This window comes from Bradyrhizobium sp. 179, assembly GCF_023073535.1.
Classification (GTDB): Bacteria; Pseudomonadota; Alphaproteobacteria; order Rhizobiales; family Xanthobacteraceae; genus Bradyrhizobium.
Genome location: NZ_JADPJR010000028.1, coordinates 35641 through 57310, shown reverse-complemented (window position 1 = coordinate 57310; position 21670 = coordinate 35641). Strand labels below are relative to the sequence as shown.

The 21670-nt window shown below is 64.5% G+C and carries 18 protein-coding genes and 1 riboswitch; of the genes, 8 read left to right on the top strand and 10 right to left on the bottom strand.

The window, feature by feature from the left end; genetic code table 11:
* Positions 1–13 precede the first annotated feature (13 nt).
* Positions 14–2224 carry a phosphoribosylformylglycinamidine synthase subunit PurL gene (gene purL / locus IVB12_RS05905; RefSeq protein ID WP_247296560.1) on the bottom strand — a complete coding sequence of 737 codons (2211 nt, stop codon included), beginning with the start codon at positions 2222–2224 and terminating at the stop codon, positions 14–16.
* A 184-nt stretch (positions 2225–2408) separates the two neighbouring features.
* Between purL and IVB12_RS05900 the strand changes: the two genes are divergently transcribed.
* Both IVB12_RS05900 and IVB12_RS05895 read left to right on the top strand, forming a co-directional pair.
* Entirely contained in the window at positions 2409–2888 is a 480-nt protein-coding gene (locus tag IVB12_RS05900) for a PaaI family thioesterase (RefSeq protein ID WP_247296553.1), read from the top strand.
* Between the two features lie 74 nt (positions 2889–2962).
* Positions 2963–3925 (top strand): DMT family transporter, encoded by a 963-nt coding sequence (locus IVB12_RS05895; protein ID WP_247296551.1) that lies wholly within the window; start codon positions 2963–2965, stop codon positions 3923–3925.
* 180 nt (positions 3926–4105) lie between these two features.
* On the opposite strand, the gene IVB12_RS05890 is transcribed toward IVB12_RS05895, so the two are convergent.
* On the bottom strand, positions 4106–5077 hold the full coding sequence (locus IVB12_RS05890; protein WP_247296549.1) for a tripartite tricarboxylate transporter substrate binding protein BugD: 972 nt from the start codon (positions 5075–5077) through the stop codon (positions 4106–4108).
* A complete protein-coding gene (gene purQ / locus IVB12_RS05885) occupies positions 5074–5775 on the bottom strand; it encodes a phosphoribosylformylglycinamidine synthase subunit PurQ (protein ID WP_247296546.1) in 702 nt (233 codons plus the stop codon). Before purQ ends, IVB12_RS05890 begins: the two co-directional genes overlap by 4 nt.
* A gap of 169 nt (positions 5776–5944) precedes the next feature.
* On the opposite strand from purQ, the gene IVB12_RS05880 reads away from it, so the two are divergent.
* The gene (locus IVB12_RS05880) at positions 5945–6961 is read left to right on the top strand and encodes a magnesium and cobalt transport protein CorA (protein WP_247296544.1); all 1017 of its coding nucleotides are present in this window, start codon (positions 5945–5947) and stop codon (positions 6959–6961) included.
* 12 nt (positions 6962–6973) lie between these two features.
* Here IVB12_RS05880 and purS read toward each other — a convergent pair whose 3' ends face one another.
* Together purS and purC are read right to left on the bottom strand one after the other, a co-directional pair.
* On the bottom strand, positions 6974–7213 hold the full coding sequence (gene purS, locus IVB12_RS05875; protein WP_247280678.1) for a phosphoribosylformylglycinamidine synthase subunit PurS: 240 nt from the start codon (positions 7211–7213) through the stop codon (positions 6974–6976).
* 15 nt (positions 7214–7228) lie between these two features.
* The gene (gene purC, locus IVB12_RS05870; protein WP_173015815.1) at positions 7229–7996 is read right to left on the bottom strand and encodes a phosphoribosylaminoimidazolesuccinocarboxamide synthase; all 768 of its coding nucleotides are present in this window, start codon (positions 7994–7996) and stop codon (positions 7229–7231) included.
* A gap of 310 nt (positions 7997–8306) precedes the next feature.
* Between purC and IVB12_RS05865 the strand changes: the two genes are divergently transcribed.
* Complete coding sequence (locus tag IVB12_RS05865; protein WP_247296542.1) at positions 8307–8630, top strand: DUF1476 domain-containing protein; 324 nt, start codon at positions 8307–8309, stop codon at positions 8628–8630.
* A 75-nt stretch (positions 8631–8705) separates the two neighbouring features.
* On the opposite strand, the gene cynS is transcribed toward IVB12_RS05865, so the two are convergent.
* Entirely contained in the window at positions 8706–9194 is a 489-nt protein-coding gene (cynS, locus tag IVB12_RS05860; protein WP_247296540.1) for a cyanase, read from the bottom strand.
* A 269-nt stretch (positions 9195–9463) separates the two neighbouring features.
* A complete protein-coding gene (locus IVB12_RS05855; protein WP_247296538.1) occupies positions 9464–10672 on the bottom strand; it encodes a TrmJ/YjtD family RNA methyltransferase in 1209 nt (402 codons plus the stop codon).
* Between the two features lie 336 nt (positions 10673–11008).
* Here IVB12_RS05855 and IVB12_RS05850 point away from each other — a divergent pair, with 336 nt between their 5' ends.
* Positions 11009–12223, top strand: a complete 1215-nt coding sequence (locus IVB12_RS05850) for an NADP-dependent isocitrate dehydrogenase (protein WP_247280674.1) — start codon at positions 11009–11011, stop codon at positions 12221–12223.
* Between the two features lie 181 nt (positions 12224–12404).
* Here the strand turns inward: IVB12_RS05850 and alaS are convergent, their stop codons facing one another.
* Positions 12405–15083 carry an alanine--tRNA ligase gene (gene alaS / locus IVB12_RS05845; RefSeq protein ID WP_247296535.1) on the bottom strand — a complete coding sequence of 893 codons (2679 nt, stop codon included), beginning with the start codon at positions 15081–15083 and terminating at the stop codon, positions 12405–12407.
* Positions 15084–15318: 235 nt separating this feature from the next.
* A riboswitch (glycine riboswitch) is annotated at positions 15319–15409 on the top strand.
* A gap of 146 nt (positions 15410–15555) precedes the next feature.
* Here alaS and gcvT point away from each other — a divergent pair.
* The 3 genes from gcvT (at position 15556) to gcvP (ending at position 20125) form a co-directional block, all read left to right on the top strand.
* Positions 15556–16704 carry a glycine cleavage system aminomethyltransferase GcvT gene (gene gcvT / locus IVB12_RS05840; protein WP_247296534.1) on the top strand — a complete coding sequence of 383 codons (1149 nt, stop codon included), beginning with the start codon at positions 15556–15558 and terminating at the stop codon, positions 16702–16704.
* Between the two features lie 10 nt (positions 16705–16714).
* Positions 16715–17083 carry a glycine cleavage system protein GcvH gene (gene gcvH / locus IVB12_RS05835; RefSeq protein WP_247296532.1) on the top strand — a complete coding sequence of 123 codons (369 nt, stop codon included), beginning with the start codon at positions 16715–16717 and terminating at the stop codon, positions 17081–17083.
* A gap of 174 nt (positions 17084–17257) precedes the next feature.
* Positions 17258–20125, top strand: coding sequence for an aminomethyl-transferring glycine dehydrogenase (gene gcvP, locus IVB12_RS05830; protein ID WP_247296530.1), 2868 nt, complete (start codon positions 17258–17260; stop codon positions 20123–20125).
* 147 nt (positions 20126–20272) lie between these two features.
* On the opposite strand, the gene IVB12_RS05825 is transcribed toward gcvP, so the two are convergent.
* Together IVB12_RS05825 and IVB12_RS05820 are read right to left on the bottom strand one after the other, a co-directional pair.
* A complete protein-coding gene (locus IVB12_RS05825) occupies positions 20273–20650 on the bottom strand; it encodes a hypothetical protein (RefSeq protein ID WP_247296528.1) in 378 nt (125 codons plus the stop codon).
* 3 nt (positions 20651–20653) lie between these two features.
* Positions 20654–21640, bottom strand: coding sequence for a hypothetical protein (locus IVB12_RS05820; RefSeq protein ID WP_247296526.1), 987 nt, complete (start codon positions 21638–21640; stop codon positions 20654–20656).
* Between the last annotated feature and the right edge of the window lie 30 nt (positions 21641–21670).

Below are 21670 nucleotides of genomic sequence, written 5' to 3'. Positions count from 1 at the left end.
ATGCGGAAGCCGCTCAGGCCACCTTCCCGCCCATATACTCCGGCAGCCAGCGCTCGAACGACTGACGCAACACGTCGATCGCCACCGGCGCTTCACCTGAGATCGCAACCGCATCGCCACCAGTGGTGCCGATGCGCACGCAGGGCACCTCGCAGCCGCGCATCTTGGCGAGCACGCGGCCGGCCTCCGTTTCCGGCACGGTGACGAGATAGCGCGCCTGGTCTTCGCCGAACCAATAAGCCTGCGGAACGAGCGCGGTCGGTGCTGCGAGCAGTCTTGCGCCGATGCCGCTCGCCATCGCCATCTCGGCGAGCGCGACCAGCAGACCGCCATCGGAGAGGTCGTGCACGGCCGTCGCTGTGCCCGCATGGATCATGCCGCGCACGCAATCGCCGTTGCGCTTTTCGGCGCTAAGATCGACCGGCGGCGGGGCGCCCTCCTCGCGACCGCAGATGTCGCGCAGGTACACCGACTGGCCGAGCCAGCCATGGGTCTCGCCGATCAGCAGGATCGCTTCGCCCTCGGCTTTGAAGGCCAGGGAGGCAGACTTGGTGAAATCGTCGAGCAGACCGACGCCGCCGATCGAGGGCGTCGGCAGGATCGCCCGGCCGTTGGTCTCGTTGTAGAGCGAGACGTTGCCGGAGACGACCGGGAAGTCGAGCGTACGGCAGGCTTCCGAGATGCCCTGCAGGCAGCCGACGAACTGGCCCATGATCTCGGGCCGTTCAGGATTGCCGAAATTGAGGTTGTCGGTAATCGCCAGCGGCTTGCCGCCGACCGCGGTGATGTTACGCCAAGCTTCCGCCACCGCCTGCTTGCCCCCCTCGAACGGATCGGCTTCGCAATAGCGCGGCGTGACATCGACGGTGAGCGCCAGGCCCTTCGGCCCGTCCTGCACGCGCACCACGGCGGCATCGCCGCCGGGACGCTGCATGGTGTTGCCGAGAATGACGTGGTCGTACTGCTCCCAGACCCAGCGCTTAGAGCACATGTCCGGCGTGCCGATCAGCTTCTCCAAGGCCGCACCCAGGCCCATCGGCGCCGGCACGTCGCGGGCGTGCACGATCGGCGGCGCGGCGGAGGGGACATGCGGGCGGTCATAGACCGGCGCCTCGTCGCCGAGCTCCTTGATCGGCAGATCGGCCATGACGTCGCCGCCATGCTTGACCACGAAACGCTTGCTCGGCGTGGTGTAGCCGACGACAGCGAAGTCGAGCCCCCACTTCCTGAAGATCGCCTCGGCCTCTTTCTCCTTCTCGGGCTTGAGCACCATGAGCATGCGCTCCTGGCTCTCCGAGAGCATCATCTCGTAGGCGCTCATGCCGGTCTCGCGCGTCGGCACCGCATCGAGATCGAGATCGACGCCGAGGTCGCCCTTGGCGCCCATCTCGACCGCCGAGCAGGTCAGGCCCGCCGCGCCCATGTCCTGGATCGCGATGACGCAGCCCTTCTCCATGATCTCGAGGCAGGCCTCGAGCAGCAGCTTCTCGGCGAAGGGATCGCCGACCTGCACGGTCGGGCGCTTCTCCTCGGACTTATCGTCGAACTCGGCCGACGCCATCGAGGCGCCGTGAATGCCGTCGCGGCCGGTCTTGGAGCCCAAATAGACGATCGGCATGTTCACGCCGGAGGCAGCCGCATAGAAGATCTTGTCGGCATCGGCGAGGCCCACGGCCATCGCGTTGACGAGGATGTTGCCGTCATAGCGGGTGTGGAAGCGCACCTGGCCGCCGACCGTCGGCACGCCGAAGGAATTGCCGTAGCCGCCGACGCCGGCCACCACGCCGGACACGAGGTGCCGCGTCTTGGGATGTTCCGGCGCGCCGAAGCTCAGCGCGTTGAGGCAAGCGATCGGACGCGCGCCCATAGTAAAGACGTCGCGCAAAATGCCGCCGACGCCGGTGGTCGCGCCCTGGTACGGCTCGATGTAGCTCGGGTGGTTGTGGCTCTCCATCTTGAAGACCACAGCCTGCCCATCCCCGATATCGATCACGCCGGCATTCTCGCCGGGCCCCTGGATCACCCAGGGCGCCTTGGTCGGCAGGCCGCGCAAATGGATGCGTGAGGACTTGTACGAGCAATGCTCGTTCCACATCGCCGAGAAGATGCCGAGTTCCGTGAAGGTCGGCTCCCGCCCGATCAGCTTGAGGATGCGCTCATACTCGTCGGGCTTGAGCCCGTGGGCGGCAACCAGTTCTGGGGTGATCTTGGGTTCATTCTTCATGGATTGGGGGCTTTCGGCAGCGTTTGGCCGTTCTTAGGAACATCGGGGGCTCACGAAAAGCCCTTTATGGCGCATTTTCCCGCTGTCCCACGTTTTGCGGCAGGCGAGCTGCGGGAACAGGAATTGCACGGCGCGGACGGATCGGATTTAAGGGCTAAAGACCCGCAATTGAAGGCCCACGTCCGTGCACGAATTGACCAAAGCGCCCCCGCTCCGCCGCCGCGACCTCCACGTCGCCACAGACGGCGAATTCAAGGGCTGGCGGACCTGGATTCGCGACAGTTTTGAATCCCATGTCGGCCCCTTCTGGCACCGGATCGAGGCGGACGGCAGCGTCCGCTGCGCCTTCCGGGTGGAGAGGAAGCACCTCAACGGCTCCGGCAACGTCCATGGCGGCTGCTTCATGGCCTTCGCCGATTATTGCCTGTTTGCAATCGCCACACATGAGTTGGATGGACCTGCCGTGACCACCAATTTCGCCTGCGACTTCCTCGATGCAGCACGCGAGGGCGAGTTGATCGAATGCGTGGGCGAAGTGTCTCGCGCCGGCGGCTCGCTGATCTTCCTGCGTGGCAAGCTGGCCTCCGACGGACGGCCGCTGTTCACCTTTTCCGGGACGATCAAGCGGGTGAAGCGGAAGCCGCAGCCCCAGCCAAACGCATAGCTCGAGGCCTTCCCTTTTCACGCTCCCTCGCCCAGAGTTGGTCAAGCGCTTGTGCGCCGGGGAGCAAGAACAAGGTGCCGCACAGCACATCGGAGGCGGGTCGCACGACGGCGTCCGCATCAACGTTGCCGTCAATCGCCACCACCGGCGCACGCAGCTGGCGCGACTTCGCGCTGCTGCTGGCGCTGGCCTGCTGCTGGAGCTCGACCTATCCGCTGGCCAAGCTGGCGCTGGACACGATCCCACCCATCACCTTCATCGCGGCGCGCTCGCTGATCGCGGCCGCCTTCCTGTTCGCGATCCTGTGGATGCGCGGCGTCACGATCCCGACCGACGCGAAAGCCTGGAAGCTGTTCGCGACCCAGCAATTGATCAACTCGACCTTTCCGTTCCTGATCATCACCTGGTCGCAGCAATATGTGCCGGCGTCGAACACGGTGGTGCTGGCTTCGACGACGCCGATCTTCGCCTTCCTGATCACGTCGCTGATCACGCGGCACGAGCCGGCGACGCTGCTCAAGCTCGCGGGCGCGATCCTCGGGCTTGCCGGCACGATTCTCATCGTCGGCCTCGATGCGCTGCGCGGGCTCAGTCGCGAGATCATCGCGGAGGTCGCGATCCTCTTCGCCACCATCTCGTTTGCCTGCGCCACGATCTTCGGCCTGCGCCTGTCCGATTACGACCCGATGGTGGTGGCGGCCGGTTCGCTGCTGTTCGGCGGCATCATCCTGCTGCCGCCCTCGCTTCTCATCGACCAGCCCTGGACGCTGCACCCGACGCCGACCGCGATCACCGCCACCATCGTCATGGGCATCGTGTCGAGCGCATTGGGCTTGATGCTGTTCTATGTTTGCCTCGGGCGGCTCGGCACGCTCACGACGAACGCCCAAGGCTATTTGCGCATCCCGATCGGCGTCGGCCTCTCCGTGCTGCTGCTCGGCGAGAGCGTGCCGTCGAACCTCGCGCTGGGTCTGCTGCTGGTCATGGCCGGTGTTGCGGCAATGACGGTGCCGACCGAACGGCTGAAGCTGCGCTAGAGCGGGATGAGATGGGGCGTAGCGGCCGCCACGAGGAAGATCGCCCCCTTCTTCCGCTCCATTTTTGTGACGAGCCCGACCCCTCCTGATTGAGCTGACTTTCGGTCTGGCGCCACTGATGCGCAACCATAGCTGCGCCGCCTGCAAACAAATGAATGATTGTCGATCGAAGGCTGGCCGCTACTTGGCGTCGTCCGCGAGCATTTTCCGGTATTTTTCCACGTCGCGCGTCACGAGCTTTTGCAGCACTTCCGGCGTGTGCTCGTCGGGATCGGGCGCAACGGTCGAGAGGTCAGCGAAGCGCTTCTTCACCGCGTCGGATTCCACAGCCGTGCGCGCGGCGGCATTCAGCTTGGCGATCACGGCCGGCGGGGTGCCCTTGGGCGCGAACAGGCCGTTCCAGCCCTGCGCCTCGAATTCGGCTAGGCCGGCTTCGGCTGATGTCGGCAGATCGGGCAACGAGGCCAGCCGCACGGTCGAGCCGACCACGAGGCCCTTTACCAGCTTGTCGTTGATTGCCTGCGAGACGGAGGCGGCCGCATCGCAGACGCCGTCGATCTGGCCGCCGATCGCATCGGTCAGCGCGGGCGCGGCACCGCGATAGCCGACCAGCGTCGCGTCGATCCCGGCGGCGGTGACGAAGCTCTTGCAGATCAGATAGTTCGAGGAGCCGACGCCGGCATGGCCGAGATTGATCCTGCCTGGATTGGCCTTGACGTAGGCGATGAACTCTTTCAGGTCCTTGGCCGGAAAATCCTTGCGCACGGCGACGACGCCGAACGTCTTCGCCACCATGGCGATCGGCACGAACGATTCCGGCGTGAACGGCAGCTTTGGATAGATCGTGTAGGTCGCCGCGTTGGTGCCGGCATTGCCGATCGCGATGGTGTAGCCGTCGGGCTCGGCGCGGGAGGCGCGTGCCAGCGCCGTCGAGCCGCCGGCGCCGGCGACGTTCTCGATCACCATGGTCTGGCCGAGCGCGATGCCCATCTGCTCGGCCACGGTCCGCGCGATCACGTCCGAGGTGCCGCCGGCCGCGAACGGCACGATCATGGTGATTGGACGCTTGGGATAATCCTGCGCGAACGCAACGGTCGCGAACGACAGCGCCGCGAGCGCGGCGAGCGACCGCTTCAGCACGAACCAGATCACGCGGCTTTTTCCAGATGCTGGACGAGGCCGGCGAACAGGCCGCGGCCGTCAGTGCAGCCCATGATGTCTTCGACGTGGTTTTCCGGATGCGGCATCATGCCGAGCACGTTGCCCTTGTCGTTGACGATGCCGGCGATGGAATGCGCCGCGCCGTTGATGTTATGGGTCTCATCAACCACGCCCTCAGGGGAGCAGTAGCGATAGAGCACCCGCCCCTCGCCTTCGAGCCGCTTGATAGTCTCTTCGTCCGCCTCGTAATTGCCCTCGCCATGCGCGACGGGCACGCGGATCACCTGCCCGGCATTGTAGCCGCGGGTGAACGGCGTGTCGGAACGCTCGACCCGCAGATGCACGTCGTGGCAGATGAATTTCAGCCGCGCATTGCGCATCAAGACGCCCGGCAACAGGCCGGATTCGCAGAGGATCTGGAAACCGTTGCAGACGCCGAGCACGAGGCCGCCCTTGGCTGCATAGTCGCGCACCGCGTCCATTACGGGCGCGCGCGCCGCGATCGCGCCGCAGCGCAAATAGTCGCCATAGGAGAAGCCGCCCGGCACCACCACGAGGTCGGTGCCCGCAGGCAGTGAAGTCTCGGCGTGCCACACCATCGCGGGCTCGCGGCCGGAGATCAGCCTCAAGGCACGCGCCATGTCGCGCTCGCGGTTGATTCCGGGAAAGACGAGGATGGCGGCTTTCATGGCGTAAGGTTCCGACGGTGGCTGGAATCGAGATGGCAGGGAGGGCCAATTCGCCAAGAGACATAACCATTTGACGGGGATTTTACCAGTGCTAGCCTCGGCAAAGGGCCTTGTACACAGGCCATGGCCGCATGCGGTTTGGCCGCTCGAATTGCCCGGGATTGAAGCCATGAACGTCCCGTCGCTGTCCGCATCTCCTGCCGAACCGGTGTCCGCCGAGGGCGTCGTCGCGGCCGGCGCCTATGTCGACGGCCGCCGCGTTGCCAATATCGCCATCAGCGAGGCCTCGAGCTGGCGGGCCAAGCCCGGACACGTGGTCTGGATCGGCCTGCACGAACCCGACATGGCGCTCCTCGGCGCCGTGCAGAAGCAGTTCGATTTGCACGAGCTCGCCATCGAGGACGCCAACCACGCCCATCAGCGGCCCAAGATCGAGCAATATGGCGAGGCTCTGTTCATCGTCGCGCGCACCGCGCAATTGATCGAGGGCCGCATCGCCTTCGGCGAGACGCACATCTTCGTCGGCGAAGGCTATCTGGTGTCGGTGCGCCACGGCGCTTCGACCTCCTACACGCCGGTACGCGAACGCTGCGAAAGCTGCCCGCGGGCGCTGGCGCGCGGCGAGGATTACATCCTCTACGCCATCCTCGATTTCATCGTCGACAATTACTCGCCCGTGCTCGAAAGCATTCACGATGAAGTCGAGGCCATCGAGGACGACGTGCTCTCCAAGCCGATCAGCAAGGCGCAGATCGAGCGGCTTTACATGCTGCGCCGCGACCTGTTGCGGCTCAGGACCGCGATCGGCCCGCTGGTGGAGGTTTGCCGCCGGCTGGAGCACGACGAACTCGCCATGGTGCGCCAGGCCATGCAGCCGCTGTTCCGCGACGTCACGGACCACGTCCGCAACATCCAGGAGCGCATCGATTCCATGCGCGAGGTGCTGGCCTTCGCCTTCGAGGCGAGCCTGCTGGTCGGCCAGGCGCAGGAAACGGCGGTGTCCAAGAAGCTCGCCTCCTGGCTCGCGATCATCGCCATCCCGACTGCCCTCGCCGGCATCTACGGCATGAACTTCAAGCACATGCCGGAGCTGGAATGGGAATACGGCTATTACATGCTGCTCGGCGTGATGCTGACGGCATGCGGCGCGCTGTACTGGCGTTTTCGGCGTGTCGGGTGGCTGTGAGCGGCGCGCGCGTTAGACGATCTCGACCCGATAATTCTCGATCACGGTGTTCGCCAGCAGCTTGTCGGCGGCTTCCTTCAGCGCGGCTTCCGCCTTGGCCTTATCGGCGCCGGCGAGCTCGATGTCGAACACCTTGCCCTGCCGGACGCTGGCGATACCGTCGACGCCGAGCGACTTCAGCGCGCCTTCGATGGCCTTGCCTTGCGGATCGAGGATACCCGTTTTCAAGGTAACGGTAACACGTGCCTTCACGTCAAAGATCCTCTTTCAGCTTTTCACCAGCACCGGGCCGGAGCCCTGCGGACGCTCGTTCTCCATGAGGATGCCGAGGCGCTTTGCGACTTCGGTATAGGCCTCGAGCAGGCCGCCGAGATCCCTGCGGAAGCGGTCCTTGTCGAGCTTCTCGTTCGACTTGATGTCCCACAGACGGCAGGAGTCCGGCGAGATCTCGTCGGCGACGATGATCCGCATCATCTCGTTCTCGAACAGGCGCCCGCACTCCATCTTGAAGTCGACGAGGCGGATGCCGATGCCGAGGAAGAGCCCGGTGAGGAAATCGTTGACGCGGATGGCGAGCGCCATGATGTCGTCGATCTCCTGCGGCGTCGCCCAGCCGAACGCAGTGATGTGCTCTTCCGACACCATGGGGTCGTTGAGCTGGTCATTCTTGTAGTAGAACTCGATGATCGAACGGGGCAGTTGGGTGCCCTCCTCGATGCCGAGGCGCTGCGACAGCGAGCCGGCGGCAACGTTCCGCACCACCACTTCCAGCGGCACGATCTCGACCTCGCGAATCAACTGCTCGCGCATGTTGAGCCGGCGGATGAAATGGGTCGGCACCCCGATGTCGTTGAGGTGCTGAAACAGGTACTCCGAGATCCGGTTGTTGAGGACACCCTTGCCCTCGATCACCTGATGCTTTTTCGCATTGAACGCGGTGGCGTCATCCTTGAAGTGCTGGATCAGGGTACCGGGCTCCGGGCCTTCATAGAGAACCTTTGCCTTGCCTTCATAAATGCGACGCCGACGGCTCATTGGGATGTACCGTGTTTTGTTGAAATCCATGAATCTGGTGTGCTCCGGTTGACTAGGATTACGACCCACAGCGGAGCTGCCGTGAACGGCCTGGAACCTCTGGAAACAGAACAGGAACCAAACCTTCAGGCAACCTATCCGATTGGCTGTCCCAGCACAATCGATCCGGTCCATCCGACGCCGACTTATACCGCCTTGACTGCGGCTTAACGGCCCGTTGTTTTGCCGATATGTGCTATCTATGTAGGCATGCAGTCGGGGCGCCGCAACGGAAGGCTCCCGCTCCATTCAGAGGGATTTGGAACAAGGCATGAGCGAGTTCGACAAGCGGCAGGAAGGTTTCGAGAAGAAGTTCGCCCTCGACGAGGAGCAGAAATTCAAGGCAGAGGCCCGTCGCAACCGGCTGCTCGGCCTGTGGGCGGCGGAAAAGCTCGGCATCACCGGCGATGCCGCCACTGCCTATGCCAAGGAGGTGGTCGCGGCGGATTTCGAGGAGGCCGGCGATGCCGACGTCCTGCGCAAGATCATGGCCGATTTCGCCGCCAAGAACGTCACCGTCACCGAGCAAACGATTCGCGCCAAGATGAGCGAATTGCTCGCGGTGGCGGCCGCCGAGGTGAAGGCGGGGAAATAAAATAGGCGAATAGGGAGTGGCGAATGGCGAATTGGGCGTCCCCATTCGCTACTCGCAATTCGCCACTCGCCTCTATCACTCCTCCCTAAATCCGTATTCCGGCACGTTGCCGCTGGCGCCGTAATATTTGTACGGCAGGAACTTGCCGCTCATAGTGATCTTGACGCGGTCGCCCTTCGGGTTCGCAACGCGCTCGATTCCCATGTCGAAGTCGATCGCCGACATGATGCCGTCGCCGAACTCTTCCTCGATCAGCGCCTTCCAGGCCGGGCCGTTCACCATCACCATCTCGTAGAAGCGGTAGATCAGGGGATCGGTCGGCGGCATCGGCGTGCCGGTGCCGCGCATCGGCACCTCGTTGAGCATCGCAACTTCCGCCTTCGACAGACCGAACAGCTCGCCGGCGTTGGCGGCCTGCGGTTTTGTCAATTTCATCTGGCCGAGGATCGCGCCCGTAATCAGCACTTCGGAATAGCCGCCGATCTTCTCGCAGATGTATTTCCAGCTCCAGCCCTTTTCGCGCTTGATGTCGAGCAGCTTTTCGGTGAGGTCTTCGCGTTTCATGCCAGGGTCTCCTTTTGGTTCGGCATCGTGCCGGCCTGCCGCTTTGGGAGGCACGAAGCGTGCCAATAAATGAGGCTAGCGCTTCACACCGGCGCCTCGCCTCGTGACGGCAAAGTCCGAGAACTGCCCGACCGCCCGCTCGTCGATGATGTCCCTCCCCGCGCGTTCTCCAGCGTCTGCGACAAGAGCAACGTTATCGCGAAGACACTGCTCGACGAAGGCAGCCAATAGTCTTCATTCGACGGTGGCACCCAGTCTGAGGTTACCTGCTACGAAGCGCTCGATCCTTCCGACATCATTCCCTGCAGCCGCACCAGCTCCGCCTCCATATCACGCTCCACATCGGCCGCCCGGATCTCCAGCACGCGATAATCCCGCGCCTCGAGCCAAGCCCGCCGCGACGCGCGATCTGCCGCGATGGCTTCCCCCTCGCCCGCGTTGACGAGCTCGATCGCGATCCGGTGCGGGAACGAGACGAAGTCGGGAATGTGCCGCCCCACCGGGGTCTGGCGCTTGAACTGGCCGGCGAAGCGGCGGTCGCGGGTCAGCGCCTGCCACAGCAGGCGCTCGGCGTCGGTCGGGTTGCGGCGGAGCAGGCGCGCGAGCCCGCGCACAGTCGAGCCGCTGTCAGGCACGCTGCCGCCCTGCCCGTGCTCGGCCAAGAGCGCGCGCAGGCGCGTCGCCTGCTCGCCGTCGAGCACGCCGCCCTTGGCCGGGCCCTTGCGGCCTTCCGCGATCGCCATCACCACGCCGTGCAGCGTGTGCATGTCCTGCTTGGTCGGCTCCATCCGGGTGAAGATGTTGCGCAGGTTCACCAGCATGGTGTCGCGCTTCTCGGCCGGGCGCAGGAATTCGACCTTGTCGAGCTCGCGCACGAGGTTGTCGAAGAAGGCCTGCATCTGGTGCTGCGAGGCGCGCTCGGAGCGCTCGGGCATGCCGTGCGGCAGTTCGCCTGACGTGGCGCGCTTGAACCATTCATAGCCGACCAGCAGCACGGCCTGGGCGAGGTTGAGCGAGGCAAAGCCAGGATTGACCGGGAAGGTGATGATACGGTTGGCGAGCCCGACCTCCTCGTTGGTGAGGCCCCAGCGCTCCCGGCCGAACAGGATACCAGCCTTGCCCTCTGTGGCGATGTGACCCGAGATCTCGGCCGCTGCCGCCTCCGGCCCGACCACCGGCTTGGCCTGGTCGTGGGCGCGCGCCGTGGTGGCGAACAACAGATCGAGATCGGCGACGGCCTCTTCCACCGTCGCAAACAGTTTGGCCTTTTCCAGAATGTGGTCGGCGCCGGCCGCGGCGCGCTGCGCGGCGATGTTGGGCCAGCCGTCGCGGGGATTGACGATGCGCAAGGCGGCAAGCGCAAAATTGCCCATGGCGCGCGCGGCCATGCCGATGTTTTCCCCGAGCTGCGGCTCGACCAGGATCACGATGGGGCCGTCGAGGGAAAGCCCCGCTTTGCTCTTGTCAGTCCCCGACATCTCACTTCGCTTTCACGCTGTCTCTCAAGGCCTTGCAGAGGCCGCTTCAGGAGTTGATTCAGGCCGGCCCAGCGGACCGGCCGCATCGCCGCTTGTCGTTTGCCTGTCCTGACAGAATTCTCAAGGGAAATAACGGGTTGGATTCGACTTTTGAATCTCGCCTGGAACGTCAGTCCCCGCCCGGCCGGGAGCCGGCTGCCGCTTCCCATCTGCGGAAGCTGGATGGGCTAAAAGTGCATAATCCCTTGGCTTTCGCCCGCCGCGCGGCGGTGCTAAGAGGCGCCGGATATACCCGTGGCGCGCCCAAAGCGCCGTTTCCAAGAGGCTTCCCCGATCATGGCAAAAATCAAGGTATCCAATCCCGTCGTCGAACTCGATGGCGACGAGATGACCCGGATCATCTGGCAGTACATCAAGGACAAGCTGATCAACCCGTTCCTTGACGTCGAGCTGCTCTATTTCGACCTGGGGATGGAATACCGCGACCACACCAACGATCAGGTCACCATCGACGCCGCCGAGGCGATCAAGAAGGTCGGCGTCGGCGTCAAATGCGCCACCATCACCCCTGATGAAGCCCGGGTGAAGGAGTTCAATCTCAAGCAGATGTGGAAGTCGCCGAACGGCACCATCCGCAACATCCTCGGCGGCGTGATCTTCCGCGAGCCGATCATCTGCAAGAACGTGCCGCGTCTCGTTCCCGGCTGGACCAAGCCGATCATCATCGGCCGCCACGCCTATGGCGATCAGTACCGCGCCACGGACATCAAGTTCCCGGGCAAGGGCACCCTCTCGCTGAAGTTCGTCGGCGAGGACGGTACCGTGATCGAGAAGGAAGTGTTCAAGGCACCGGGCGCCGGCGTCGCCATGGAGATGTACAATCTCGACGACTCCATCATCGACTTCGCCCGCGCCTCCTTCAATTACGGCCTGCTGCGCGGCTACCCCGTCTATCTGTCGACCAAGAACACCATTCTGAAAGTCTATGACGGCCGCTTCAAAGACATCTTCCAGGACATCTTCGACCGCGAGTTCAAGAAGGAATTCGACGCCAAGGGCCTGACCTACGAGCACCGCCTGATCGACGACATGGTGGCCTCGGCGCTGAAATGGTCCGGCGGCTATGTCTGGGCCTGTAAGAATTACGATGGCGACGTGCAGTCCGACACGGTTGCGCAGGGCTACGGCTCGCTCGGCCTGATGACCTCGGTGCTGCTCACCCCCGACGGCAAGACGGTGGAAGCCGAAGCCGCCCACGGCACGGTGACCCGCCACTACCGCGAGCACCAGAAGGGCAAGGAGACCTCGACCAATTCCATCGCCTCGATCTTCGCCTGGACGCGCGGCCTGTCGCATCGCGCCAAGCTCGACAACAATGCCGAGCTCGCCAAGTTCGCGAACACACTGGAGAAGGTCTGCGTCGACACCGTCGAAGCCGGCTACATGACCAAGGATCTCGCGCTCTTGGTCGGCGCCGACCAGCGCTGGCTCTCGACCACCGGCTTCCTCGACAAGGTCGCCGAGAACCTCACGAAGGCGCTGGCAGCGTAAGCCGGCGTCTCGCCTCAACCGTCATTGCGAGCGAAGCGAAGCGATCCAGACTGTCTCCACGGCGGACACTGGATTGCTTCGTCGCATCAGCGCAAATTTGCTCTGCAATTTTGTCGCGAGCTCCTCGCAACGACGAGACCTGTGCCCGAGGAAGCATCATGCGGGGGGGGGACACGGGGTTTTAAGCGCCTGCCATCGCCTTTTCGATCGCCGAGAGCGCCGCGGCCGCATTGGCGCCGTCAGGGCCGCCGGCCTGCGCCATGTCGGGCCGGCCGCCGCCGCCCTTGCCACCGAGCGCTTCGGACGCGATGCGCACCAAGTTCACGGCGTTGAAGCGCGCGGTCAGATCCTGTGTCACGCCGACCACGACACCGGCCTTGCCGTCCTCGGTGACGCCGACGATAGCGACGACGCCGGAGCCGATCTGCTTCTTGCCGTCGTCGGCAAGGCTCTTGAGATCCTTCATCTCGATGCCCTCGACCGCGCGCGCCATCAGCTTGACGTCGCCGACCTCGCGCACGCCCGCCGCCGCGCCGTTGCTCGATGACGCGCCGCCGCCCATCGCGAGCTTCTTGCGTGCGTCGGAGAGCTCGCGCTCGAGCTTCTTGCGTTCCTCCATCAGCGCGGCGATGCGCGCCGGCACGTCGTCGATGGAGGTGCGCAGCTCGTTCGCCGCAATCTTCGCCAGCGCCATGGTGTCATTGGCGTGCTTGCGCGCATAATTGCCGGTCAGCGCCTCGATGCGGCGCACGCCTGAGGCGACCGCGCTCTCGCTCGTGAGCGTGATCAGACCGATGTCGCCGGTCCGCTTCACATGCGTGCCGCCGCAGAGCTCGACCGACCAGCCGAGCGTGTTGGCGCCGCGCTCGCGTGCGGTCCTGCCCATCGAGACGACGCGGACCTCGTCGCCATATTTCTCGCCGAACAGGGCGCGCGCCCCCGCCTCACGGGCTTCATCGACGCCCATGATACGCGTGGTGACCTCGTCGTTCTCCAGCACCACGTCGTTGGCGATGTCCTCGACGCGGGCGAGTTCCTCCGCCGTGATCGGCTTCGGATGCACGAAGTCGAAGCGCAGCCGGTCGGGCGCGACCATCGAGCCGCGCTGAGCGATGTGGTCGCCGAGCACCTGGCGCAGCGCCTCGTGGAGGAGGTGCGTCGCCGAGTGGTGGGCGCGGATCGACGCACGACGCGAATGATCGACCTCGAGCTGGAGCGCGGTGCCGAGCTTCACTTCGCCGCTCTCGACCGTGCCGATATGGACGAAGAGATCGCCGAGCTTCTTCTGCGTGTCGGTGATGCGGACCTTGATGCCGCCCTCGCCGAGCAGCACGCCGGTGTCGCCGACCTGGCCGCCGGATTCCGCATAGAACGGTGTCTGGTTCAGCACGATCGCGCCGGTCTCGCCGGCCTTGAGGCTGCCCGCCTCCTTGCCGTCCTTGACCAGCGCGGAAACCACGCCTTCGGCGCTCTCGGTCTCGTAGCCGAGGAATTCGGTCGCACCCAGCTTCTCACGCAGCGGGAACCAGATCGCTTCGGAAGCCGCCTCGCCAGAACCCTTCCAGGACTCGCGCGCCTTGGCCTTCTGACGCTCCATCGCATCAGAGAACGCCGCCTGGTCGACGCCGATACCGCGCGACTTCAGCGCGTCCTGCGTCAGGTCCAGCGGGAAGCCGTAGGTATCGTACAGCGTGAAGGCGACGTCGCCGTCGAACATGTCGCCCTTCTTCAAGGACGCGCTCTTCTCATCGAGGATGGCAAGTCCGCGCGACAGCGTCTTGCGGAAGCGGGTCTCTTCCAGCCGCAGCGTCTCCTCGATCAGCTTCTCTGCGCGGACCAGTTCCGGAAGGGCCTGGCCCATCTCGCGCACCAGCGCCCAGACCAGGCGATGCATTAGCGGTTCTTTCGCGCCCAAAAGCTGGGCATGGCGCATCGCGCGGCGCATGATCCGGCGCAGCACATAGCCGCGGCCCTCGTTCGAGGGCAGCACGCCGTCGGAGATGAGGAAGGCCGAGGAGCGCAGATGGTCGGCGATGACCCGGAACGAGGCGACGGTCTGCTCGTTCGGCCCGCTGCCGAGTGCGGACGCCGCCGCGTCGATCAAATTGCGGAACAGGTCGGTCTCGAACACGCTCTCGACGCCCTGGAGAATGCAGGCCATGCGCTCCAGGCCCATGCCGGTGTCGATCGAGGGACGCGGCAAGCCCACGCGCTCCTCCTTCGTCACCTGCTCGTACTGCATGAAGACGAGATTCCAGAATTCGAGGAAGCGGTCGCCGTCCTCCTCGGGCGAGCCCGGAGGCCCGCCCCAGATGTGCTCGCCGCGGTCGATGAAGATCTCCGAGCACGGGCCGCACGGGCCGGTGTCGCCCATCGCCCAGAAATTGTCCGAAGTCGGAATCCGGATGATGCGGTCGTCGGAGAAGTCGGCGATCTTCTTCCACAGGCCCGCCGCCTCGTCGTCGGTGTGGTAGACCGTGACGAGCAGCTTGTCCTTCTTCAGCCCGAACTCGCTGGTGATCAGTTTCCAGGCGAGCTCGATCGCGCGCTCCTTGAAATAGTCGCCGAACGAGAAGTTGCCGAGCATCTCGAAGAAGGTGAGATGGCGCGCGGTGTAGCCGACATTGTCGAGGTCGTTGTGCTTGCCGCCGGCGCGCACGCATTTCTGCGAGGTGGTGGCGCGCTGATAGGGCCGCTTCTCGACGCCGGTGAAGACGTTCTTGAACTGCACCATGCCGGCATTGGTGAACATCAAGGTCGGATCGTTGCGCGGCACGAGTGGCGAGGACGGCACAATCTCGTGGCCGTTCTCGGCAAAGAAGTTCAAAAAGGTCGACCTGATCTCGTTGACGCCGCTCATGTTCATCCAATCGGGTATGCTTGGGCCCGCTTCTCGCCATCCAAACAGACGCTAAAGGCTGATATCTGCGGGCCAAAGCGCTTTTAGACAAGGCCAGCTTCGCTGTCCAGAAACTGTGCAAGGAGATGTGCAAGCAGATCAGTAGGTTGCCGCGGTCGCGCAATCCCGGTTGAAAGCCGATGCCGGCCGCGTTGACAGGCTTGGCCAGGCTGTGGTCTTTACATATCTCTATCGTACGGCCACGTCGGGAGAGACCGGCTTTAGGCAGCCGGCGCCGAAGGAGCAACCGCCCCGGAAACTCTCAGGCAAAAGGACCGCGTGGCTTTGACGACATCTGGAAAGAGGCGCCGACGGGGTTAAGACCCGGACAGCGTCCGCCGACGGGATAATACTCTCAGGCACAGCGACAGATGGGGCTTCGATGGGTTGCTGCCGGGGAATCGTCCCCGGGGAACCACCGAGGGCCCCTGTAATGCCTGCACCCGACGACCACGATTCCCTCCGACACACCCCGCTCCACGCCCTGCATGTGTCCCTGGGCGGCAAGATGGTGCCGTTCGCGGGCTATGACATGCCCGTGCAGTACCCCGCGGGCGTGCTGAAGGAGCATCTCCACACCCGCGCCTCCGCGGGCCTGTTCGACGTCTCCCACATGGGACAGATCGCGCTCCGGCCGAAATCCGGCAAGGTCGAGGACGCCGCCCGCGCGCTGGAGCGGCTGGTGCCGCAGGATATCCTGGCGATTGCACCGGGACGGCAGCGCTACGCCCAGTTCACCAATGCGGATGGCGGCATCCTTGACGATCTGATGGTTGCCAATTTCGGCGACCACCTGTTCCTGGTCGTCAACGCCGCCTGCAAGGACGCGGACGAGGCGCATCTGCGCGCGCATCTCTCCGACGACTGCGTGATCGATCCGCTGGACGGCCGCGCGCTGATCGCGCTCCAGGGCCCGAAGGCGGAAACGGCGCTGGCGAAATGGTGTGCAGAGGCGCCGTCCATGAAATTCATGGATGCCGGCCCGCGCGAGGTCGCCGGCCTCCCCTGTTTCGTCTCGCGCTCGGGCTATACCGGCGAGGACGGGTTCGAGATTTCCGTGCCCGCCGGCGATGCCGAGCGGCTCGCCAGGACGCTGCTCGAAAACCCGGACGTGATGCCGATCGGGCTCGGGGCCCGCGACAGCCTGCGGCTGGAGGCCGGGCTCTGTCTCTACGGCCACGACATCGACACCACGACCACGCCGGTCGAAGCCGAGCTGGAATGGTCGGTGCAGAAGAGCCGCCGCAGCGGTGGGACGCGCGCCGGCGGCTTCCCCGGCGCTGAGAAGATTCTCGCCCATTTCGACCAGGGTGCATCCCGCCGCCGCGTCGGCCTGCGCACTGAGGGACGCGCGCCGGTGCGGGAGGGCGCGCTGCTGTTTGCGGATGCGACGGCGGGCGAGCCGATCGGCAAGGTTACATCGGGCGGCTTCGGCCCGAGCCTGAATGCGCCGGTGGCGATGGGCTATGTGCCCACGCGCCAGAGCGCGCTCGGCACCAAGCTGTTCGCCGAGGTGCGCAGCCAGCGCCTAGCCGTCGAGGTCGCCGCCATGCCCTTCGTGAAAAACACCTACAAACGCTGAGGATTCGACAATGACCACGACGCTGTACACCTCCGACCACGAATGGCTCGCCATCGAGGGCGACATCGCCACCGTCGGCATCACCGATTACGCGCAGCAGCAGCTCGGCGACGTCGTGTTTGTCGAGCTGCCCAAGATCGGCCGCATGCTGAAGAAGGCGGAAGCCGCCGCGGTCGTGGAATCCGTCAAGGCCGCCTCTGACGTCTACGCGCCCGTTACGGGCGAGGTGCTCGAGACCAATCCCGCACTCGCGGCCGAGCCCGCGCTGGTGAACACGGATGCGCAGGGCGCGGCCTGGTTCTTCAAGATCAAGATTGCCGACAGAAACGAGCTCGGCGGCCTCATGGATGACGCTGCGTACAAAGCGCATACGGCGTGAGATGAAGCAAGTAGCCGCCTCACACTCACTGTCATGCCTCGCGAAGGCGGGACATCCAGTCGACGCAGCCGCTTCGGCTAGAGCCGAGGGGCCACGGCGTACTGGATCGTCCGCCCCTGTGCGCAAGTGCGCACAAGACGGACGATGACAGCAACTCCTAGCGAGGACCCTATGATGACCGCGCACCGCAAATCCAACGGCGACACCGCCGCCAACTTCGTTCGCCGCCACATTGGCCCCTCGACGCGCGACGTCACCGCAATGCTCGAGGCCGTCAGCGCCAAAAGCGTTGATGCGCTGATGGGGGAGACGCTGCCGGCCTCGATCCGGCAGGCCGCCCCGCTCGATCTCGGCAAAGCCTTGAGCGAAACCGAGGCGATCGCGCATATGGGCGAGCTCGCGCGGCAGAACAAGGTCTTCACCTCGCTGATCGGCCAGGGCTATTCCGGCACGATCCTGCCCGCGGTGATCCAGCGCAACATCCTGGAGAATCCGGCCTGGTACACGGCGTATACGCCCTACCAGCCCGAAATCAGCCAGGGCCGGCTCGAGGCGCTGCTCAATTTCCAGACCATGATCTGCGACCTCACCGGGCTCGACGTTGCCAACGCCTCGCTGCTCGACGAGGCGACCGCGGCGGCCGAAGCCATGGCGCTCGCCGAGCGGCACTCACAGGTGAAGGCAAAAGCCTTCTTCGTCGACAAGGACGTGCATCCGCAGACGCTCGCGGTGATGCGCACCCGCGCCGAGCCGCTCGGCTGGAGCCTGATCGTCGGCGATCCCCTCACCGATCTCGCTAAGAGTGACGTGCTAGGTGCGCTGCTGCAATATCCGGGCTCGTCGGGCGCGGTGCGGGACCTGCGTCCCGCGATCGCGACACTGCGCGCCAAGGGCGCGCTCGCGATCGTCGCCGCCGATCTGCTGGCACTGACGCTGCTCGCCTCGCCCGGCGAGCTAGGGGCCGACATCGCGATCGGCTCGGCGCAGCGCTTTGGCGTGCCGATGGGCTATGGCGGACCGCATGCGGCCTATATGGCGGTGCGCGACGCGCTGAAGCGCTCGCTGCCCGGCCGCATCGTCGGCCTCTCCGTGGATTCGCGCGGGATGCCGGCCTATCGCCTCGCCCTCCAGACCCGCGAGCAGCACATCCGCCGCGAGAAGGCGACTTCCAACATCTGCACCGCGCAGGTGCTCCTCGCCGTGATCGCCTCGATGTACGCGGTCTATCACGGCCCCGAGGGCCTGACGCAGATCGCGCAAGATGTGCATCGCCGCGCGACCGTGCTCGCCACCGGCCTGCGCAGGCTCGGCTTTGCGCTCCAGTCGGAGACCTTCTTCGACACGCTCAGCGTCGATGCTGGCGCCAAGCGTGCCGAGATCATTGCGCGCGCGACCGCCGAGACAATCAATCTCGGCATCAGTGAAACCGCGCTTCGCATTGCGCTCGACGAGACCACGACGCCTGCAACGGTGGAAGCGGTTTGGCGCGCCTTCGGCGGCACACTCGCCTATGCCGAGATCGACGCCGAGACGCGCGAGGCGCTGCCGGACGACTTGAAGCGCACGACCGCTTTCCTCACCCATCCGGTGTTCCATGCGCATCGCTCGGAGACCGAGATGCTGCGCTACATGCGCAAGCTCAGTGATCGCGACCTCGCGCTCGACCGCGCGATGATTCCGCTGGGATCCTGCACCATGAAGCTGAACGCGACCACCGAGATGATGCCGCTGACCTGGCCGGAGTTTGCGACGCTGCACCCGTTCGCCCCGCGCGAGCAGGCCGCCGGCTATCACGCGCTGTTCGCGCGGCTTGAAAAGTGGCTGTGCGACATCACCGGCTATGACGCGATCTCACTGCAGCCGAATTCCGGCGCGCAAGGCGAATATGCCGGGCTGCTCGCGATCCGCGGCTATCATGCCGCGCGCGGACAGAGCCACCGCAAGATCTGCCTGATCCCCTCCTCCGCTCATGGCACCAACCCGGCCTCGGCCGCGATGGTCGGCATGGACGTGGTGGTGGTCGCCTGCGAGAAGAACGGCGACGTCGACGTTGGTGATCTCCGCGCCAAGGCCGAGAAACATTCGAACGACCTCGCCGCTGTGATGATCACCTATCCCTCGACGCATGGCGTGTTCGAAGAGCACATCCGCGAGATTTGTGACATCGTCCATGGCCATGGCGGCCAGGTGTATCTCGACGGCGCCAACCTCAACGCGCAGGTCGGGCTGTCACGGCCCGGCGATTACGGCGCCGATGTCAGCCACCTCAACCTGCACAAGACCTTCTGCATCCCGCATGGCGGCGGCGGCCCCGGCATGGGCCCGATCGGCGTAAGAGCACATCTCGCCCCGTTCCTGCCCGGCCATCCCGCGACCAAGGCGGATGCACCGGTCGGCCCGGTGTCGGCCGCGCCGTTCGGCTCGGCCTCGATCCTCACGATCTCCTACATCTATATCTTGATGATGGGCGGCGAAGGGTTGAAGCGCGCGACCGAGATTGCGATCCTCAACGCCAATTACATCGCGGCAAGGCTCGATCCGCACTTCCCGGTGCTCTACAAGAACGCCAAGGGCCGTGTCGCGCATGAGTGCATCGTCGATCCCCGGCCGCTAAAGACGACCTCAGGCGTCACCGTCGACGACATCGCAAAACGCCTGATCGATTATGGCTTCCACGCGCCGACCATGAGCTTCCCGGTGCCGGGCACACTGATGATCGAGCCGACCGAGTCGGAATCGAAGGCGGAGCTGGACCGCTTCTGCGACGCCATGATCGCGATCCGGAAGGAGATCGCCGAGGTCGAAGCCGGCCGCTTCAAGATCGAGGCCTCGCCGCTGCGCCACGCCCCGCACACCGTGCACGATATCGCCGATGATGCATGGAATCGCGCCTACACCCGCAGCGAGGGCTGCTTCCCCGCGGGCACCTCGCGCAGCGACAAGTACTGGAGCCCGGTGGGGCGCGTCGACAACGTCTATGGCGACCGTAACCTCGTATGCTCCTGCCCGCCGGTGAGCGATTACGCGGAAGCCGCGGAGTAGCGGCTTACGGCGCGATCAACGAACGGGCATCGGCGTCCCAACGCCAGAGCCGTTCGTTGGTCAGCTCGGTACCACCCCACCAACGTGTGAGCGGGTTGCGGCGCCACAAATCGTCTTCGCGGGCTACAAGTGAACGCCCGAGCTCTGTCAGCGTGACCTTCCACTCGCTCTCGCCGCGGTACTGCCGCTCTCATCGCCGCAACGGTCAAGCAGCCACAGCAAAATCAACTGCGCATTCGGCTCAGGTCCTGTCCATAATTCGACCGATTCGTATTCCGCCATCAGCTCGATCAATCCACGCCCCGTCATCCCCGAATTTTCAAGACGCCAGGATGGTGTGTCGTCCAGCCAATGGAGGCTATGCGGCTGCGTTGTGCGTGGCGCAAAGAACGCCTCGAGTTCGGCATCCGACGGCAGCGGTCCCCAGACCAGCCGACGCTCGATCGCAATGACGAGATCGGCGAGACCGGCGCGTTGTATCCCGCCGGCAGTGGACGAGTCTGTTGTCACAATGAACCGCGTCATGCCTCAGGGCCTCGTCAAACCAGGGCCGTACCGCCACAGCCGGTCGTTGGTCAGATGCGTGCCGCCCCACCAGCGATCGATCGGATTGTGGCGGCTGAAATCATCCTGATGGGCCAGGACGGCTTTACCGAATTCGGTCAGCGAAAGGCGGCTGCGCAGATAGACTTTATGCCGAGCCCTCAAATTCTTAAGGTCGATTGTGCGCAGTTCCTCGCCCAAACCGGCCACTGCGGGATTGGGGCCGAGCGCCCGCCCCTCGAGCAACCAAGCCAACTCGGTCTCTCCGAACACGAACGTGCGCCGATGCGAGCGCAGGTGAAACAACGAATTCGTGTTCGCAAACCCTCTGGAAAGAAGTTCCAGAAATCGCATCTCCGTCGCACCAAGCCCTGTCGAGGGTGACGGCAGTTCTGGCAGCAGATTGAGCAAAGCCGGCCTCAGCATCGGTAATGCACTGAGGTCGCTGTGGAGGAGATTGACGCAGCTTTCCGGTGTCGGTTCGCAATAGGCCCGCCACGCCGCCTCGGCGGTCCCGAATTCCCTGGCAGAGACATTAAAGGCGGGAATATGCGACGCAGACTTTCGCAGGTTTTCGCCCCTCATCGCGATCAGATCGTCCACCACAAGGCGCACTTTGAGTTTTTGCGCCGGCCAGGAATGAGATCTGAGGTGATCGAGCAGCCAAATAAGTTGCAACTGATCCTCGGGATTTGGATCGAACCAGAGTTCGATCGCATCGTAAGGTTCGCAGAAATCGACAAGCGACAGATCTTTGCGACGACTCATGGCGCGAGGCCAATGGATGCCCCAGTCCGACCAGTGATCACCCGGCCCAAGACTCTCCGAACGTGCCGCAAAATAGGCCGCACGCATTTCAGGTGGAGGCACGGGTCCCCACTGAAAGCGAAACGAGAACATTATGACGAATTCGGCCAGTCTCGATCTTGCGAGAGCAAAGCCCGACGAACTGGTCAGGACCAGACGCTTCATCACACTACCGATCACGACAACGCAAAACGA

Excerpts from the sequence above, each read along its gene's own strand:
- gcvP (WP_247296530.1), top strand. The coding sequence starts at position 17,258 with ATGACCGCGCACCGCAAATCCAACGGCGACACCGCCGCCAACTTCGTT.
- alaS (WP_247296535.1), bottom strand. The coding sequence starts at position 15,083 with ATGAGCGGCGTCAACGAGATCAGGTCGACCTTTTTGAACTTCTTTGCC.
- IVB12_RS05865 (WP_247296542.1), top strand. The coding sequence starts at position 8,307 with ATGAGCGAGTTCGACAAGCGGCAGGAAGGTTTCGAGAAGAAGTTCGCC.
- IVB12_RS05855 (WP_247296538.1), bottom strand. The coding sequence starts at position 10,672 with ATGTCGGGGACTGACAAGAGCAAAGCGGGGCTTTCCCTCGACGGCCCC.
- IVB12_RS05825 (WP_247296528.1), bottom strand. The coding sequence starts at position 20,650 with ATGACGCGGTTCATTGTGACAACAGACTCGTCCACTGCCGGCGGGATA.
- IVB12_RS05880 (WP_247296544.1), top strand. The coding sequence starts at position 5,945 with ATGAACGTCCCGTCGCTGTCCGCATCTCCTGCCGAACCGGTGTCCGCC.
- IVB12_RS05850 (WP_247280674.1), top strand. The coding sequence starts at position 11,009 with ATGGCAAAAATCAAGGTATCCAATCCCGTCGTCGAACTCGATGGCGAC.
- IVB12_RS05820 (WP_247296526.1), bottom strand. The coding sequence starts at position 21,640 with ATGAAGCGTCTGGTCCTGACCAGTTCGTCGGGCTTTGCTCTCGCAAGA.
- purL (WP_247296560.1), bottom strand. The coding sequence starts at position 2,224 with ATGAAGAATGAACCCAAGATCACCCCAGAACTGGTTGCCGCCCACGGG.
- gcvH (WP_247296532.1), top strand. The coding sequence starts at position 16,715 with ATGACCACGACGCTGTACACCTCCGACCACGAATGGCTCGCCATCGAG.
- gcvT (WP_247296534.1), top strand. The coding sequence starts at position 15,556 with ATGCCTGCACCCGACGACCACGATTCCCTCCGACACACCCCGCTCCAC.
- purQ (WP_247296546.1), bottom strand. The coding sequence starts at position 5,775 with ATGAAAGCCGCCATCCTCGTCTTTCCCGGAATCAACCGCGAGCGCGAC.
- purC (WP_173015815.1), bottom strand. The coding sequence starts at position 7,996 with ATGAGCCGTCGGCGTCGCATTTATGAAGGCAAGGCAAAGGTTCTCTAT.
- cynS (WP_247296540.1), bottom strand. The coding sequence starts at position 9,194 with ATGAAACGCGAAGACCTCACCGAAAAGCTGCTCGACATCAAGCGCGAA.